The organism is Mastigocoleus sp. MO_188.B34, from assembly GCF_030065675.1.
Taxonomy (GTDB): domain Bacteria; phylum Cyanobacteriota; class Cyanobacteriia; order Cyanobacteriales; family Nostocaceae; genus Mastigocoleus.
Map to the genome: position 1 here is coordinate 1 of NZ_JASJDK010000040.1, position 16,347 is coordinate 16,347.

Below are 16,347 nucleotides of genomic sequence, written 5' to 3' on the forward strand. Positions count from 1 at the left end.
TTTATATGAGTTTTGAATTTTAAGTTTTGAGTTTCGTATGGTTTACAAATTTTAAACCCCGAATAGAGATTTATGAGCTATAAGGGGTGAGAGCGCTTGCAATAAAATTTCAATCAAAACAAGCGCATGAAGGGGTATGTATCAATACAGCTTGGTCAAACATCTTAAAGCTAGTATTGGGTTTTGGGAAAAGATAAAAGGGTAAGAGCTAAAAGTTTTTCTTTCCCATTGCTGTTTTCCCTTAACCACAAAAGTATTGGGATGTGCGTCTCTATGGAGAAGAGCAAAGGAAAAGTAATCTACGCGATCGTGTTCCAATGATTGGCGAAGAAAAGATTAAATTGACTCATGATTAACATTCTCCTAGGGACATATCCTTTAAGTTAGAAGCTGAATGGGTGTGTTTTTTGCGATGCCTCGTTAGTTTTTTGGTGAGTGCAAATCGCGAAGCATTAGCTTGTGCCTCCTATTGCATACGTGTCAGTTTTGTGTAGCCGAAATCAGGTAAACTAAAGCTGACCGGTAGTGGGAAGTTTTTTTGATAAACGGTTACGTAGAAAATCGGAGTGGTAGAACGAATGTACAATCAAGGTGCTGTTGAAAATGCTGTCAGGGGTTCGGGTAGTCGATGCTTTGTCTATGAAGTAACAGGGCTGCGTCAGAATCAAGCATCCGAGTTAATAAACTACCCAATTCGCAGAAGTGGCAGTGTATTCATCAGGGTGCCTTATAACCGCATGAATCAAGAAATGCGGCGGATAACTCGCCTCGGCGGAAAAATACTCAGTATTAAGCCGATGGGTGTCTCGGAACAAGCTAATGGTAAGGCTTCAGAAGAAGTCGTTACCAGTACGGTCGATAACAGCATTGCACAAGAGACTAACAATAATAAAGGGCATGGTAAAGCTACACCCCAGAAAGCTAACAGTGAGGTGAAAGGTTTCTCCAAATCACCAGCTGAGCAACAGCCCAAGAAGAAGGACAAAAAAGGCAACACCATGTCTCAAGCAAAAGCAAAGAAAAATGCCCATGCTAACGTTCCGGTAAACATTTATCGTCCCAACTCTCCCTATGTTGGCAAATGTTTATCCAATGAAGAATTAGTTGGTGAAGGTGGAATCGGTACAGTCCGTCATTTGAAATTCGATCTCTCACAAGGAGACCTACATTATGTTGAGGGACAAAGTATCGGTATCATTCCACCAGGAACTGATGCTAAGGGTAAACCTCATAAATTAAGATTATATTCTATTGCTTCTACCCGCCACGGTGATGACGTAGACGACAAAACAGTGTCTTTGTGCGTTCGTCAGTTGGAATATAAGCATCCAGAATCCGGCGAAACTGTCTATGGTGTTTGCTCCACTTATCTCTGTAACCTGGAAGCAGGTACAGATGTGAAAATTACTGGTCCGGTAGGTAAAGAAATGCTTTTACCTGAAGACCCTGAAGCTAACATCATTATGATGGGAACTGGAACAGGTATAGCGCCTATGCGTGCTTACTTGTGGCGGATGTTTAAAGACGAGGAAAAGAAAGCGAACCCAGATTATCAATTCAAGGGTTTTGCCTGGTTAATATTTGGTGTACCTAAAACTCCTAATATCCTCTACAAAGAAGAATTAGAAGAAATACAACAGAAGTATCCTGATAACTTCCGTCTAACCTACGCGATCAGCCGCGAACAACAAAATAAAGATGGTGGTAGGATGTATATTCAACACCGTTGTGAAGAATATGCAGATGAGTTGTGGAACTTGATTAAGCAAGAAAAAACCCACACTTACATTTGCGGTTTGAGAGGTATGGAAGGCGGTATTGATGAAGCTATTGCTGCTGCTGCTGCTAAAGACGGTGTTACCTGGAGTGATTACCAAAAACAAATCAAAAAAGCAGGTCGCTGGCACGTAGAAACCTACTAAGGACTACGGGCAAAATAATTGGCTAATTAATGACTAATTACTGAGTAGGCAGGATAATCATTAAATAGGGTGGGCATTTTGCCCACCCTGTGTATTTTATGGTTGTTAACGGGGGCCGCATTCGTGGGTGTTAAACTCGGTATATTAGGATTAGGAACCGTAGGAACAGGGACGGTACAGTTACTCTCGGATCGAACTGAACGTCACCCATTATTACAAGAAATAGAAATCTTACGGGTTGGAGTCAAAAGCATAGAAAAGCCCCGTGATGTGCAACTGCCTTCGGGTACATTAACTTCTGATTTGACGAGTATTGTTACTGACCCCAACATTGATATCGTAGTAGAACTAATTGGTGGTTTAGAACCAGCACGATCGCTAATTCTCCAAGCGATCGATTGTGGAAAACATGTGGTCACTGCAAATAAAGCTGTAATTTCTCGTTTCGGCGATGAAATATTGAATGCTGCAAATAAAGCCGGGGTTTACGTCATGCTTGAAGCTGCAGTTGGTGGAGGGATTCCAGTCGTTCAACCCTTAAAGCAGTCTTTGAGCGTTAATCGCATTCAAGCAGTAACTGGAATAGTTAATGGTACCACTAACTATATCCTGACAAAAATGCAAACTCAGGGTAGCAGTTTTGATGATGTTTTAAGTGATGCTCAGCGCTTGGGTTATGCAGAAGCTGATCCCACAGCAGATGTTGATGGATGGGATGCTGCAGATAAAATTTCTATTCTTGCTTCAATTGCTTTTGGCGGACGTATTAAGCGTGATGAAGTTTATTGTGAAGGAATTCGCAAAGTTAGTCAAACAGATATTACCTACGCCGAAAAGTTAGGTTTTGCGATCAAACTTTTAGCGATCGCAAAACGAGAAGAATCTTCCCCACTAGCGGTAAAAGTTCATCCTACTTTGGTTCCTATAGATCATCCTTTAGCAAGTGTAAACGGTGTTTACAATGCAATTTTAGTAGAAGGAGAACCCCTAGGACAGGTAATGTTTTCTGGTCCGGGAGCAGGTGCAGGAGCGACCTCTTCAGCCGTATCTTCAGATATTTTGAACTTGGTAGCGCGAATTAAAAGTAATCCATTTAACGAACAAGCAAATGGAAAAAATGCAAAACCTCAAATTACTTGTTTAGATCCTTTATTGGCTAGTGCTCATCAGGATTATTGTCAAATTGCGCCAATGTCAGAATTAGTCACTCGCTTCTATGCCCGTTTTCTCACCAAAGACCAATCGGGGGTGATTGGCAAACTAGGTACTTCTTTTGGAAATTATGGCGTTAGTTTGGAATCTGTCGTACAAACAGGTTTTCACGAAGATTTAGCGGAAATTGTAGTTGTTACCCACGATGTAAAGGAAGGAAACTTCGAACAGGCTTTAAAAGAAATTAGAACTTTAGAAGCAGTAGATAGTATTCCTAGTTTATTAAGGGTATTGTAGTTGATATCAAATTTACAAGCTCAAAAATTTTGAGTTCAAAAATTTCGAGTTCAAAAATTTCGAGTTCAAAAATTTTGAGTCCAAAAATTTTGAGTTCAAAAGATTTGAGTTTGGAAAAACTTATAGCTGTAGTTATAAATTATTACTAGGATATTGGTCTATTCACTATTTCCTTGTAAGCAAAATTAGTATTTAACATCCCAACTAACATGCATATTGCTACAACCTGAAAATAACCAACTGACAGATAATTAGTCAAAAAATTCTCAGTTTTCAAATTTTGTCTTTAATAAACTAGAGAAATAAACTAGTATATGCCTTAATTAAGGTATAAATTAACTGTAGTCATATCAGGGTAATTACGATGACACCCCCCCCACCTAACAATTCTGAGCCATCCCGAACTGGTACCCTAGGCTTCGATGAATTCATAGCAATTCTGGTTGCCTTTGCGACCATCGGTGGTATTTTATTTTGGTCATTTTCTCGCAAGCCTGATGGTAGTTGGAATCTTAATTGGTTGTCCAACCAAGTCAGTAATTTATCTTCCCAAAGAAAAATTTCTTTACAAACAAATCAACCTTCAATCGTTATTGGTTCGAGAAATACACAGGAAGTCCAAAAACAACCTCCTGTATTTTCTTTGCTACCTCAAAACAATAAAAACCCTATTCCCAAATCAAGTATTTCCCCAAATAGATTACAGTCCCCAGATGTTTTTGGAAGTCGCCCGTCTCTGTCTGATAGGGTCAAATTAGGACCTATAATTCCCGAAAATTTTGATTCTTCAAATTTAGTTACCAGCCCACAAGATTCAGAACTACAAATATCATCACCTGCTAAAATCTCACCAATACCAGAAGCTAAAGATAAAGATACGGATACAAATAATAGCGTTCCAGTAACTCCAGATACTGGTGTCACTCCAAGTCCTGCAGATAAGGAAACAGCAATTGTTACACCCAAAACATTTACTGATGTCGAACAAGCTTCTTGGGAACGTCCTTTTATTGATGCTCTGTCTTCCCGTGGGATGATTGATGGCTATCAGGATAATTCTTTTAAACCAGAACAACCTGTAAGTCGTGCTGAATTTGCAGCTTTATTAAATCAAGCCTTTAATAAGCAAAAAACCCCAAGAAAGTTGGAATTTAAAGACATCAAACCAGACTTTTGGGCAAATTCTGCGATCGAAGAAGCTGTTAGTACAAAATTTTTATCAGGTTATGGCGACAAAACTTTTAAACCCACACGCAAAATACCTCGGGTAGAAGTTCTAGTCGCTATTGTGAGTGGATTAAACTTAGAAGTACCCTCTTCTACCGAACAAGTACTAAAAACCTATGAAGATGCAAATGAAATTCCCAAGTATGCAAGGGAAAAAATTGCTATAGCTACAGCAAACAATCTTGTTGTAAATGGTACTGGTACACTCAACAACTTCGAACCAGATCGTCAAGCTACTCGCGCTGAAGTTGTGGCGATGATTCACCAAGCATTGGTACGGACAAATAAATTACAACCTATCCGATCAGATAAAATAGTTCCTTATCAACCCTAAAAAACAAGTTAGGTAATAATTTTGATTTGAGAGCTTCCAAATAAAATTTAGTTTCTAAACTTCGGAGGTTTATATGTGAAAGTGGTTTAGTGTCTATAAAAACACCAAACCACTTTCGTGTTTATTACAATGTTGTGAATTTTCACAAATGGGAGATTATAAATCACAAGTATTGCGCTTCCCCAACTTGCTCAGCTAGAGTTGGGATTTCCCAACATATTGAGCTTAAAATCTCCACAAGTATCAAATAACTAAGTCTAAGCGTTAAGCTTCAGAAGTATTTTGACCAACAACTTGGGATCTCAAACCTTGGATCTCACTTGTTAGCTCTTTACGGGTTGAAGCCTTAAGTAAGTAGCGGTACACAAACCAAGTAGAGTAACCAATACCTATTAATTCAAAACTTGGTGCTACTAAAGGAATATCATTCAACGCATCTAACACAGCTAAGACAACCTTAACAGCAATCACCGCTGCAACAAACACAGCCGCAAAAACTAGGGGTTGTTTGTATTTGTTGTAGAAGGTTCCTAGGTATTCAGGAAGAGTGGCTAAAAAACTAGATATTTGTTCGCCATATTTTAACCATTCCTCTTGGGACTGTGTAGAAGGCTGAATCTTTGTAATAGTCCCACCAGGCTGATTATTTACTTCCACTTCTGGCATTGTTGTCTCTTGAGTTTTGCTTTCCATGACTTCCATCTCTTATAATTTTGCTTCCATAATCAAGGACTGTTGAATTATCCTCAAAATCGGATAATCACAAACAACAAGAATGTTGAATGAGGAATGTAGCAACAAAACTGCACGAAAGGATTTTCGGGTAAAAAAGGATTTTAGTAAAAATAACCTCAATCCCCCTTCTATACCTACTTCGTTTACTAAAAACTAGAAAATCAGTAGGATTTTAGCAGCATTCAAGTACTGGCACTAACTTAAATCAGTATTCTAGATACAGTTTTTTTAATCAACCCCGAATCTTAAGGCTAGCTTTATTTAAAGCTATCTCAAGCACCTATAAATCGTGTTTGTCTGCTGTACAAACCACGCAATAATCAGTGTACCTTTCTATTTATACAAGTATTGCGACAGATTTTATCTAACATTACAGCTATATTAAGCTGCAATCCTCATTCAAGGCATCGGTACTGATATTAATACGCGACAAAAGTTTTTATGTGTTGAATTACACGATATTTTTTTAATGTTTGTATTTTAGTGTAATAGTTTGATCCCAAAATGAACTGTTTTCAAGTGGATTTCATTTACGGTCACAATTGAATCAAAAGCTTTTTTGAGCGCTAGAGTGTATTAATGGTAAGCCTTCCAGCCATTATACTTCATAGACACTAAAATTTTGTTTTAGATCGTGTTTGTCTTAAATTTTTAGCTTTTACAAAAATAGCATTATTATTACAAAGGTAAGACATAAGTTTTTCTAAACATTTAATCGAGTGGGTATTTTAAATTGTCAATTTTAAATTATCAATTTTTTGCTTTTTAAATACGAGCATGAGTTTTTGCTATTTAAAGCTTTTCATCGCTCCATATTGCTAGTTTAGGGGCAACAAGTGATGAAGTTAAATTGATTTAAGGTTAGTAGTTGAATAATTTAACCAGTATTCATATTTAATTAAGTATTGAGAAAACTAGTATCAAAAATCTGTGTGAAACAAAAAATCTCACTCTTACGGGAAACGATCGTAGAATGAGATTATTACAATAATTTTATTATTAGACTTTAAGGTATGTATTACCTTTTGCAATCACATTCTGTGAGTTTGAGCATAAAATACCAACACCAAATTTTACTTGATTATATGTTCCTAGAAAACAAATCAGTTTGCTTAACAGAAAAGAAATGCTTTAGTCCCTGAATCAATCTGTGTAGTTGAATAAATCTTGTTTAAATTATTCGGCAAATCCACTGGACGAAATCTATTGGGCAAATGCAAATATTTCGTACGAAAGTTTCGAGGAGTTGTATTTGCTATATATTTCTTGCCCTTTCACGACTGTTAGGGTGATTAAAATGTCAACGGAAAGAGCATTTCAGGATTAGAATCATTGATAATGCTTGGTAAATTTAATTCCAATTTATTTAAGTCGTAATTTATCTGTTCCTAATCTTCTAATCCCAATCTTCGATTTGTAAGTCTTCACCTCCAATACCGATACCAGTATGAAAAATCTCAGCATCACTAATATTCATGTCATTCATCGAAGCTCCATAAACGTTGGAGTCATATATCTTAGCCCCTGACAAATTGGTATGATCGAGATTTGCTTCTTTGAAATTAACGTTAGAAAGCATTGCTGAGGATAAGTTAGCTCGTTTCAGGTTTGCGCCGGTTAAATCAGCCCCTTCCAGGTTTGCGTGTTCAAGATTAGCACCTTCAAGATTTGCATTTCTCAGATCGGCACCGATTAAGTGTGCTTCACTAAGATTTACTCCTGACAAATCACAACCAATACATTCCCGAGTATCAAGCAACCTTTGTAAGTGTTGTGGATTACCCGCTTGAACTGAACTAGTCAAAAATAGGGGAGCTATAAAGGCGAGGGTCGCTAAAAGCTTAGTATTCATGATATTTTCCCCTTTACGGTAAAATGTCTCCGTTTTCCTCACATTCTTATTATCTCACTATAATTTGTCAACAGATTGATTGATTTTGGACTTATGTTATGAAATACCCCCATGTGCTAAAAGTTTCCAATTAAGCGAACGGTGAAATATGTTAACTGGCCTTACTTTCAAGCTCACCAACTCATTGTTATCATCTTATTTCAAGAATATGTAAATTTTTTTAACACATTCAAACTATTTTTTTTGATACATATCTTTCTAAGTAAAAAACAATTGTTTTTTTTGATACTGGGTAACCGACAAGTCGAGATACAGCCATATAAAATGAAGAAAGTCTAATACTTTTTAGATACATATCATTTGAGCAGCAAGTAGTTTGCTGTGTAGCAACATGAATAAAATTGAAAAGTAATTTTCTCATGACATTTAGCATAAAGTTTTATTTTTAAAGATATATCCGGATATCAATGTATCAAAAAAAATTAGGCACCATCATAAGATTAAGCAAAAGTGATGACGGAAACTAGCCATAGGCGAATTGCTATCGGGGATGTACATGGTCACTATACAGGTTTGATGACTTTGTTAGAGATGATTGCTCCCAGCAACAGCGACAGTATATATTTTTTGGGAGACTTAATAGATCGAGGTCCCCAAAGCGCCCAAGTTGTTAAGTTTGTTAAAGAAAGTCCCTATAAATGTTTGCTGGGTAACCACGAACAAATGTTATTGAATGTAATGGCGGAGGAAGAACCGTCTAGTTCAGTCATACAAAACTGGCTTTATAGCGGCGGACAAGCAACTATTTCCAGCTATCAGGGAGGTACAATTCCCAAAGAAGATGTGGAATGGTTAAAAACTCTACCTACCTATCTGGATTTGGGGGATGTTTGGTTAGTTCATGCGGGAGTAGATCCAAATATTCCCTTGGCGAAACAAACAGCGGATCAGTTCTGTTGGGTACGTGATGAGTTTTTAAGTTTAGAAGAGTCCTATTTTACTGATAAGTTGATTATTGTCGGTCACACAATCACCTTTACCCTTCCTGGTGTGACACCTGGTAAACTAGCACAGGGAGAAGGTTGGTTAGATATTGATACGGGTGCTTATCACCCACGCAGTGGTTGGTTGACTGGTTTTGATATTACAAATGGTATAGTCTATCAGGCTAATGTCCTCCAAAATTCTCAGCGTACACTAACTTTGGAAGAATCTGTAGTCAAAGTAGCATCCAATCAATTTGGAACTGCGGTAAAAAACAAGCAACGAAAAAATCAAAATAGTAGAAAAACTAACGATAGTCCTTTTGGGATATTCAAGCAAAAATTTAATTTTTTTAACTCTAAGTAAATTATCCTCTTTGAGGAAATGTATATTTTATTGCATCAAAAAAGCGAATGCCAATCGGTTACTACCGATTGGCGACTGTTTAAAACTTGTGAGTTTATTAAGTTTTGATTGTGAATGTTTGCTTTTCTAACTCAAGGGCCTGATATTAGCTTTATAACTAGCGGGACTTAAACCATCATTTCCCTTGCTTGATAGGTTTTCAATCTGCGCTTTGAGAGCGCGAATGCGAGAACTGGTAGCCGGATGGGTACTAAATAATGTTGGAACTGATCGCTTATTCAATAACTTTTGCATAAATGTAACCATACCTGAAGGATCGTAACCAGCCCCATTCAGGGTTCTTAATCCTCGTTTATCTGCATCGTACTCGTGACGGCGACTATTAGGACGCTTTAATGCTAACTCCACACCAAGGCTTACTAGTTTTTCTCTTCTTACTCCCAAAGCTGTTGCAACCCCAGATGCAAGGGTAGTTTGTCGTAACTGTTTGACTAAGTGTCTACCACCTATATGACCAATTTCATGTGCAATCACACTTGCTAATTCTGCCTCATTATCCGCAGCTTCCAATAAACCAGTATGTACGTATACATAACCACCAGCAGTTGCAAAAGCGTTGATATTCTTATCTTCAACCACTTGAAATTTGTAGGGAATATTTGGGCGATCGCTTTGTGCTGCTAAGCGTTGACCAATACGATTAACATAACGATTCACCCGACGATTGCGGTAAAATTTAATTCCTCTTCTTCCCAACTGTTGATTTATTTGCTTACCAATCTTAACCTCTTGGCGATCGGATACATTAGATAGTTGAATAACCTGTGCTCCTTCTAACAAAACTCGCCATAAAGGAGTAGCTTGGGAAGGTAAAGGAGCACTCAAAAAAATGATTACAGCAATAAAAACTGAAATGAGTGGATAAAACCAGCGCTTAAAAAAGTGTTTTGGGAACATAATCATCCTGTTAGCAACAATTTTTGCCGGAACTTAAAATAATCCGACGCTTTTAAAGCTTTACAAGTTGCATTGCCGAAATGTGCTAATCAGTAATCAAGAATATTTTGAAACTAATTAATGAGTTTTCAGATATGCCTTACTTCATTAATAATGTATTTCATGTAAATCCTATTCTTCTCATCAACATTAATAAAACAATAGTATTAAATCTCAGTTGCCGACTTCAGTACTCATGATAAACTGTCGCATGAGTGTTGCTATATCTACTTTTTAGTATTCAAAAGTATGTCATATAGTTGTGGTTATATTCACTCTCAGCTAAACAAATTAAGTCAAGTTAAGCAATTTTTATTTCGGGAAAATCATTATGGCTATTTTAGATTCCAAAGGGCGTTTATTTGGAAGAATCAGTCTCCTAGACTTGGGTGCAGTAATGGTAATCATGTTAGTTCTTGCAGGTATTTTTCTTTTTCCTGGAACAACCGGTTCTGTAGCTCAAGTTGGAACAAAAACTGCACCAATAGAAGTAGACTTACTAGTCCGTGGTTTAAATGTCCGAGAACCTCAAAGACTATATGATGAGGATTTAAAAGAAGGAGGTAAGACTAAAGTAATTATTCGCAATCAGCCCTATGGAAAAATTGATATTAGATCTATTCAAGAAATAGATAGAACAATTGTCGCGACTCAACCTGATGGTACGGTAAAAGAGGTTAAAGACCCAAGAGCCAATAACTTTAGTAAAGATATGCTCTTAACTTTAGAAGGCAAAGCCACAATCACAGACAATGGTCCCGTCCTTGGTAATAGTAAAGTTAAAATCGGCATGCCATTTGAATTAGAAGGTTTTAATTATAATTTCAAAGGTTCAGTAATCGATATTAGAGTAAACAAATAATATAGGTTAAGTGATTGTTATATTCAAATTTATATTCCTCTCATTAAATGGGAGGATATTTTTATAATTTTGTAGTTTGGAAGTTTATTTATACTACTAAATTGTAGTATCAGCAGATTTATTAATCTTGCAAATAACAAATAAAATATTCTTTACTTTTGCTATTCTAAGGCTCTGCAATACCTATAGCTTATCGTACACATAGGTACGCTCTGTTTTGAGTTTTGACTTATCCATAATATTGTAAATGCTTGCAAAAAAGGTTAAAGATTTTGTTGTTTTATAAGAAGTAACTTTTAATTAATTATTTACTAAAATTAAGTAAACTTATTCATAAAAATGATTCTATCAAAATATTTCACTTTACAATGACTAATGTTTAATTGGAGTTTAATCGAAAATTAAACATAATCTTTGCAGTGTTTTTTGTCACGAATCTTACTTAATTTAGATAATATACCAAAATGTTAATTTTTTCTAAAAAAAAGTATATTTACCAAAGTAATTACACTCAAAATAATTTAAATTATTATACTTAATTCTTCTTGATGTTTTATCTTTGAACGTGCTAAATTAGAATTGCAGAAACAACCTATAAAGTACTAAAAAATAAAGTATATTTGTTTCTTGATTTAATCAATATTAAGTTAATTTGAATTGCTAATTTATATATAAATCAGGGAATATTTTTTAGTATTATTCATTGTGATTTTCAGCACATTTTCTTATTGTGTTTTATATATCTTTTACGACAATTATTTTGTGTCATAACTAATATATATTGGCATTTAGCTTACAAAGCTGAAATAGTATTATATCTCTTTCACAGAATAACTATATCGACGAGATTTTATTGATTTCAGAATAATTTTACGGACTAATTGTTAATCTTATTTGTGAGATTTTATCAATGTTACCATTTGAATTTGTTGTCATTGGTAAGCCGATTTCTCACCAAACAAAACAAAGAAAATCTCTCCAATCCTGGAAAAAAAAGGTACGTGAGGCTGCTGAATCTTGCTGGACGAGAGAGGAACCACTGGGAAGTCAACTCAAGGTTACCATTACACATTATTATGACTGCCCTGTTGACGATGAGTCAGCAGTTCCGGATAGTGACAATATTATTAAACCAATTAGGGATGCTTTGAATGGTTTTGTTTATGTAGATGATTACCAAATTACCGATTTTGTTAGTCGTCGTCGTAATCTGAATGGTTCTTTTAGAGTTAAAGGAATATCTTGTGTTTTAGCAGAAGGGTTTTCTTCAGGTCAAGAATTTTTGCATCTCAAAATTGAACTCGCACCAGACCCAGAAGCGTTATAATTGCTAACAACTATTAGGTGTCTGGTATAATCAATGCACTATTTATTGGTATGATTCAAAGGTTATTTCATTGTTGAAATAGTATATACATAACTAAGTTTAATTAGCTGTAATTATTGACGCGAATAAACACATTGTAATAATTGTATATCGATAATATTATTAATGTAATTAAAGATAATTTATTGCTTAAATATATTAAAAGTAGATAGTTTTTTCTAGCCAAGCGAAGCATATTAATTGATATCTTTTAATATTTCCTAATAAAAGTAGGGTTTAGTATGTATTTATTGCATTTTTTCCTACTTATTTTTTTGTAAATTTAATTATCAATCCTAGAATAACGCTGGAATAACTACATTTTTATCGTCATTTATTTATAGATAAAGTTTAATTTAATTACTTGATATATGACAATTTAGTTGATAATATACAACAGGAATATATCAGAATTAGTCATGAGCTGGCACATTAACCAAAATTCATTGGAACGTCGGCGATTACTTAAACTTGCCAAGGAATATCGTCAGCAAGGATATGAGGTTACAATAAATCCTTCACCGGAAAAATTACCATCAGTGCTGGCAGATTGTTCCTTAGATTTAATCGCAGTAAATGGGAAAAAGGTTGTTGCAGCTGAAGTCAGAACTAAAGAGAACTTGACTTTGAACGGGTCTGAGGATTTGAGGAGAATTAGTAAATCTTTGGAGAAACTTCCCAATTGGGAGTTTGAATTAGTAATTACGAATGAACGTAAAAAGAGTTATTAAATAACTTAGAAAATATAAAATTTTAATTAGTTTTAACTTAACTAGCTTAATTTGCTCATCTTATTTTATTCGGCAATCATGAATAATTGCTTTTATTTGAGGGCATAGGATATTATTATGTATCGTTTATCCTTTGCCCAATTATATTTATGTTTACGAGTTTTTAGATAAGAAAATTTTCTTATCCATAACCTGTATGGCTCTTCACTATTAAACTCATAATTTACGCATTGTGTGAATTGGAAGTTTAAATCACTTAAATTAGTGGAAGTAATCACACATGTGACTTATCCTGCATATGGAAATCCTTGATATTAAAAGGCTCAATTTAATTCGCCTTAGACGTGATTTTTTTTTAACAGATTCAAAATTCGAGTCTATTCTCTTGCCTACAAATAAAGCATACTTACTCAAGTAAAGGTAAAAATTTTCTGATTAATCCAATAGTAACTGCAGGTAACTCAAGTTGTGGTGTTAGTCCAACACCTTTGATTTCTTGGAAAAAGCGAATTGCTTGAGGGTTCATTTGTGCAAGACGTTGACCAATTTCTGGCTTAGTGAACTGAGATTTTTGACCCCAAATAATTGCGCTTGGAGTTTCTAGTTTGTTGATGTAAGTAGATAAATCAAAACACAAATCTCCACGAACAAAAGATAAAGCAGCATATTCAGCATTTTCTTGTTTTGCCGATTGTAGATATGCTTCTACCATCTCATCACTGATCCGATTGGGTTGAGCAAATTGCCTTTGCACTAAAAAATTACGAATACCACTGCGAGTTGCAATTCCAGCATTATAGAGGAAATTGTCGATAACAGGAGTGCTCGCCAACTGAGCGAAAAAACTGCGTGAATAGTCTTCGCCGAAATCGGAAATTCCTGCTGGAGCCATCAAAATTAATGATTTACACAGTTCTGGATTAGCGATCGCAACCCTAATAACAAGAGCTGCTGTGAGAGAAGACGCTACGATTATTGCTTTCCCTTCACAAACCTGTTGTAAAAATTCTGTAATGCTCTGCAAATAATCTTCAACTTTATAATTTCGTATTGGGTGTTCGGAATTGCCCCAACCAACTAAATCTGGTGCAATAATCCGATATTCTGCAGCAAATGCAGGATAAACTTTTGACCATTCATACGCCGAAGAACCACCTCCAAAGCCATGTAAAAAAACCAAAGTCTCCAAATTTCTAGTAGCAGCACTGTCTCCATGCCAAAGAGAGCTTCTTGCTGTATAATAAGCCATTTTACCTAATGAAGTAATGGCAAAATTTTGCTCAAATCCTAGTGGCTTAAACATAATTAAATTGTTAGATTAGTTGGGATTACTGGTAGAGAAGCTGAAACACTAACTAAATTTATTATCAATGACTATCGGTGAGCATCGGTTTAAAATTATTTCAGCTTCAACGGTATGGTAAAAGATAATCTAAATCACCCAATTAAATTGGACTATCTATCCTAATCTTGTTTTGAAGTAGTTGTAAAATAAATGCTTAGCTTGTGAAGTTTTAGTATGTTTTTCTGGAATTATTCTCAGTATGATGTCGCATAAACGTTGTATTATCAATAGTTCTACTGGTAAGCATTACATATGTAGCTCTAAAGATAAATTTAAGTTTATTATGGTAATCTATCAGAAACATCACTGATAACTTTTAACGTCAACAATACTGAAAGTCACATTGAATTTTATTCTTTTATTTTATTAAGATTACTTAAATATAATTTTAGACACGTAATTAGAGAACGCTATTTGATGTCAATTAAAAATACTCAAACCGGATGTCATGTTAAAGACTGATAGCCTTCAATTGGATACAGTACTAACTTTTAAAGCTCCTCAATTTATGCCCTCCGAGTTGGACTTGGAAAATATAGCTGCTTCTGCAACAAAACAAAGTCAAAGCACACCAGGAAATCAAAATCAAATCGATACACTAACCAAGTGTGTTTCTCTGAAGTTAGAGGGTTTGAAATGTTTTGAGAAAGTAGAGAATCAATTTAAAGAATGCGGAGTAATTTTTAGCAATTGCATGGCAATACAACCTTCTAATCCCGCATTTCCACCTCGTTCTGGTTCTGTAGTGCTTATGGGTTCACCCCAAAGTGGTTCTTTAGAAGTTTTTTTTCTTAATCCTGTAAAATTAGTTAGGGCCTTCGTTACTAGCTCCCAAAGACTAATTCTTTCTGCTTATGATCGCGACGGTCACTTACTAACTCAGTCAGTATTGCCAAGCGCAAACCTTGCAAATTCTGACTCCTGTGTTTCTCCAAATAAATTATTATTTGTAAGTGCAAATAACATTCACAGCGTGACTTTCTGTGCTTTTGATGGTCAGTTTACTGTTGATGACTTTAATTTCTGTATTTAAAAAAATTTTATCTTGATTCTCCAAAGTGATATATACTCTCGACTCGCATATTGTTATAGAGTATATTCATCATCAACTATATCCTCTGGATTTAGATGTATTTTATGAGACACTTATCTTTGGAGTGAAGTAGGTAAATACTGTGGTTAAGGCTTCGTCTTATTGGCAGCGAATAATTAATAATTTCCCAGTTAGGGTGCTTACGGAGTCTAAGAGCAGAAGCCCGAAACAGCTTAATTTAAAGCGTTTCCAAGGACCTGGGGGAGCTTTGGGTCTCCTAACATTTGTTGTTGCTATGTGGCAATGGAACTGGAAGCTACTATTCGCGAGTAGCATTGCTATTGGAACAATGATGTTAGTTTACACCATGCAAGAATGGAACTGGCAGCAATTTTGGTGCGAAATCCGTAAATTTTCTGGTAGTCCCAATCGACGCTTAGCTTTAGCTGTAGTCAGCGGTGGAATTGCTGCCGTAAGTACATACATGGCTTTCTCTATTTGGGTTGACTCTGATAGTCGATGGATTGCGTTTGGAGCAATATTACAAGGTTTGGGTACGCTGCTAATATTAATATTGCTGGTTTGGCAAATTATTGCTCTTTATGGAGATCGTGAGGATGAATATATCGAGCAATTATTGAATCAGTTAACAGATCCAAACCCACTTAAACGTTTAATTGCTGTAAGGAGACTAGATAAAATCCTTAAGGGCGATCGCGTTAACCCAGTTGTTAAAAAAAACGTTGCTCAACATCTTGGGCTGTTGCTTTCTCAAGAATCTGAATCTGTAATTCATGAAGCAGTTCTTGATTCCTTACAAGCATTAGAGAAATTACCTAAATTATCCCCACCAAAATTAAAAAAGATTGTGCCTGTGAAGGTAAAAGTTAGCAATGGGTTGCTGGACTAATTAGTCTTTCTTCATTCGAAATTGGCATGAAACAATAAATATATAAGTTATTAAGGCGCACTTTTGGTGTGCTTTCACAGATGCTAAATGAAAAAATGGTGAGTTTGAATGTGGGCGATTCAAATTTATATAAATTCAAATTTATGTAAATTCAAAATTTATGTAATTGGAATTTTGGTCTTAACAATAGAAATTATGCAAAAACTCTGAGATTGCGATCCTGCGGCTCCAGATC

At 35.5% G+C, this 16,347-nt stretch carries 13 protein-coding genes; 9 read left to right on the plus strand and 4 right to left on the minus strand.

Annotated elements, in window-relative coordinates; translation table 11 throughout:
* The first annotated feature begins 578 nt into the window (after positions 1-578).
* From petH to QNJ50_RS11770, 3 genes are all read left to right on the plus strand, one after another.
* The gene (petH, locus tag QNJ50_RS11760) at positions 579-1,922 is read left to right on the plus strand and encodes a ferredoxin--NADP reductase (RefSeq protein WP_300635474.1); all 1,344 of its coding nucleotides are present in this window, start codon (positions 579-581) and stop codon (positions 1,920-1,922) included.
* 123 nt (positions 1,923-2,045) lie between these two features.
* Complete coding sequence (locus QNJ50_RS11765) at positions 2,046-3,371, plus strand: homoserine dehydrogenase (RefSeq protein WP_300635476.1); 1,326 nt, start codon at positions 2,046-2,048, stop codon at positions 3,369-3,371.
* Between the two features lie 364 nt (positions 3,372-3,735).
* Positions 3,736-4,932: an S-layer homology domain-containing protein gene (locus tag QNJ50_RS11770; protein ID WP_300635478.1), complete on the plus strand. Its 1,197-nt coding sequence runs from the start codon at positions 3,736-3,738 to the stop codon at positions 4,930-4,932.
* 264 nt (positions 4,933-5,196) lie between these two features.
* Here the strand turns inward: QNJ50_RS11770 and QNJ50_RS11775 are convergent, their stop codons facing one another.
* Both QNJ50_RS11775 and QNJ50_RS11780 read right to left on the minus strand, forming a co-directional pair.
* A complete protein-coding gene (locus QNJ50_RS11775) occupies positions 5,197-5,634 on the minus strand; it encodes a CAAD domain-containing protein (RefSeq protein ID WP_300635480.1) in 438 nt (145 codons plus the stop codon).
* A gap of 1,429 nt (positions 5,635-7,063) precedes the next feature.
* Positions 7,064-7,519, minus strand: a complete 456-nt coding sequence (locus QNJ50_RS11780) for a pentapeptide repeat-containing protein (protein WP_300635482.1) — start codon at positions 7,517-7,519, stop codon at positions 7,064-7,066.
* 513 nt (positions 7,520-8,032) lie between these two features.
* On the opposite strand from QNJ50_RS11780, the gene QNJ50_RS11785 reads away from it, so the two are divergent.
* Complete coding sequence (locus QNJ50_RS11785; RefSeq protein WP_300635484.1) at positions 8,033-8,869, plus strand: metallophosphoesterase family protein; 837 nt, start codon at positions 8,033-8,035, stop codon at positions 8,867-8,869.
* 126 nt (positions 8,870-8,995) lie between these two features.
* Here QNJ50_RS11785 and QNJ50_RS11790 read toward each other — a convergent pair whose 3' ends face one another.
* Entirely contained in the window at positions 8,996-9,826 is an 831-nt protein-coding gene (locus tag QNJ50_RS11790; protein ID WP_300635486.1) for a M48 family metallopeptidase, read from the minus strand.
* A gap of 370 nt (positions 9,827-10,196) precedes the next feature.
* Between QNJ50_RS11790 and QNJ50_RS11795 the strand changes: the two genes are divergently transcribed.
* From QNJ50_RS11795 to QNJ50_RS11805, 3 genes are all read left to right on the plus strand, one after another.
* Positions 10,197-10,727 (plus strand): DUF4330 domain-containing protein, encoded by a 531-nt coding sequence (locus QNJ50_RS11795; RefSeq protein WP_300635488.1) that lies wholly within the window; start codon positions 10,197-10,199, stop codon positions 10,725-10,727.
* A gap of 910 nt (positions 10,728-11,637) precedes the next feature.
* On the plus strand, positions 11,638-12,054 hold the full coding sequence (locus QNJ50_RS11800) for a RusA family crossover junction endodeoxyribonuclease (protein ID WP_300635490.1): 417 nt from the start codon (positions 11,638-11,640) through the stop codon (positions 12,052-12,054).
* Between the two features lie 458 nt (positions 12,055-12,512).
* A complete protein-coding gene (locus tag QNJ50_RS11805) occupies positions 12,513-12,824 on the plus strand; it encodes a hypothetical protein (RefSeq protein ID WP_300635492.1) in 312 nt (103 codons plus the stop codon).
* Positions 12,825-13,230: 406 nt separating this feature from the next.
* Here QNJ50_RS11805 and QNJ50_RS11810 read toward each other — a convergent pair whose 3' ends face one another.
* Positions 13,231-14,127: an alpha/beta hydrolase gene (locus QNJ50_RS11810; RefSeq protein WP_300635494.1), complete on the minus strand. Its 897-nt coding sequence runs from the start codon at positions 14,125-14,127 to the stop codon at positions 13,231-13,233.
* A 490-nt stretch (positions 14,128-14,617) separates the two neighbouring features.
* Here QNJ50_RS11810 and QNJ50_RS11815 point away from each other — a divergent pair, with 490 nt between their 5' ends.
* Both QNJ50_RS11815 and QNJ50_RS11820 read left to right on the plus strand, forming a co-directional pair.
* Entirely contained in the window at positions 14,618-15,202 is a 585-nt protein-coding gene (locus QNJ50_RS11815; protein WP_300635496.1) for a hypothetical protein, read from the plus strand.
* Positions 15,203-15,344: 142 nt separating this feature from the next.
* Entirely contained in the window at positions 15,345-16,112 is a 768-nt protein-coding gene (locus tag QNJ50_RS11820) for an armadillo-type fold-containing protein (RefSeq protein ID WP_300635498.1), read from the plus strand.
* The last annotated feature ends 235 nt before the right edge of the window (positions 16,113-16,347 follow it).

Excerpts from the sequence above, each read along its gene's own strand:
- petH (WP_300635474.1), top strand. The coding sequence starts at position 579 with ATGTACAATCAAGGTGCTGTTGAAAATGCTGTCAGGGGTTCGGGTAGT.
- QNJ50_RS11770 (WP_300635478.1), top strand. The coding sequence starts at position 3,736 with ATGACACCCCCCCCACCTAACAATTCTGAGCCATCCCGAACTGGTACC.
- QNJ50_RS11775 (WP_300635480.1), bottom strand. The coding sequence starts at position 5,634 with ATGGAAGTCATGGAAAGCAAAACTCAAGAGACAACAATGCCAGAAGTG.
- QNJ50_RS11780 (WP_300635482.1), bottom strand. The coding sequence starts at position 7,519 with ATGAATACTAAGCTTTTAGCGACCCTCGCCTTTATAGCTCCCCTATTT.
- QNJ50_RS11785 (WP_300635484.1), top strand. The coding sequence starts at position 8,033 with ATGACGGAAACTAGCCATAGGCGAATTGCTATCGGGGATGTACATGGT.
- QNJ50_RS11790 (WP_300635486.1), bottom strand. The coding sequence starts at position 9,826 with ATGTTCCCAAAACACTTTTTTAAGCGCTGGTTTTATCCACTCATTTCA.
- QNJ50_RS11795 (WP_300635488.1), top strand. The coding sequence starts at position 10,197 with ATGGCTATTTTAGATTCCAAAGGGCGTTTATTTGGAAGAATCAGTCTC.
- QNJ50_RS11800 (WP_300635490.1), top strand. The coding sequence starts at position 11,638 with ATGTTACCATTTGAATTTGTTGTCATTGGTAAGCCGATTTCTCACCAA.
- QNJ50_RS11805 (WP_300635492.1), top strand. The coding sequence starts at position 12,513 with ATGAGCTGGCACATTAACCAAAATTCATTGGAACGTCGGCGATTACTT.
- QNJ50_RS11810 (WP_300635494.1), bottom strand. The coding sequence starts at position 14,127 with ATGTTTAAGCCACTAGGATTTGAGCAAAATTTTGCCATTACTTCATTA.
- QNJ50_RS11815 (WP_300635496.1), top strand. The coding sequence starts at position 14,618 with ATGTTAAAGACTGATAGCCTTCAATTGGATACAGTACTAACTTTTAAA.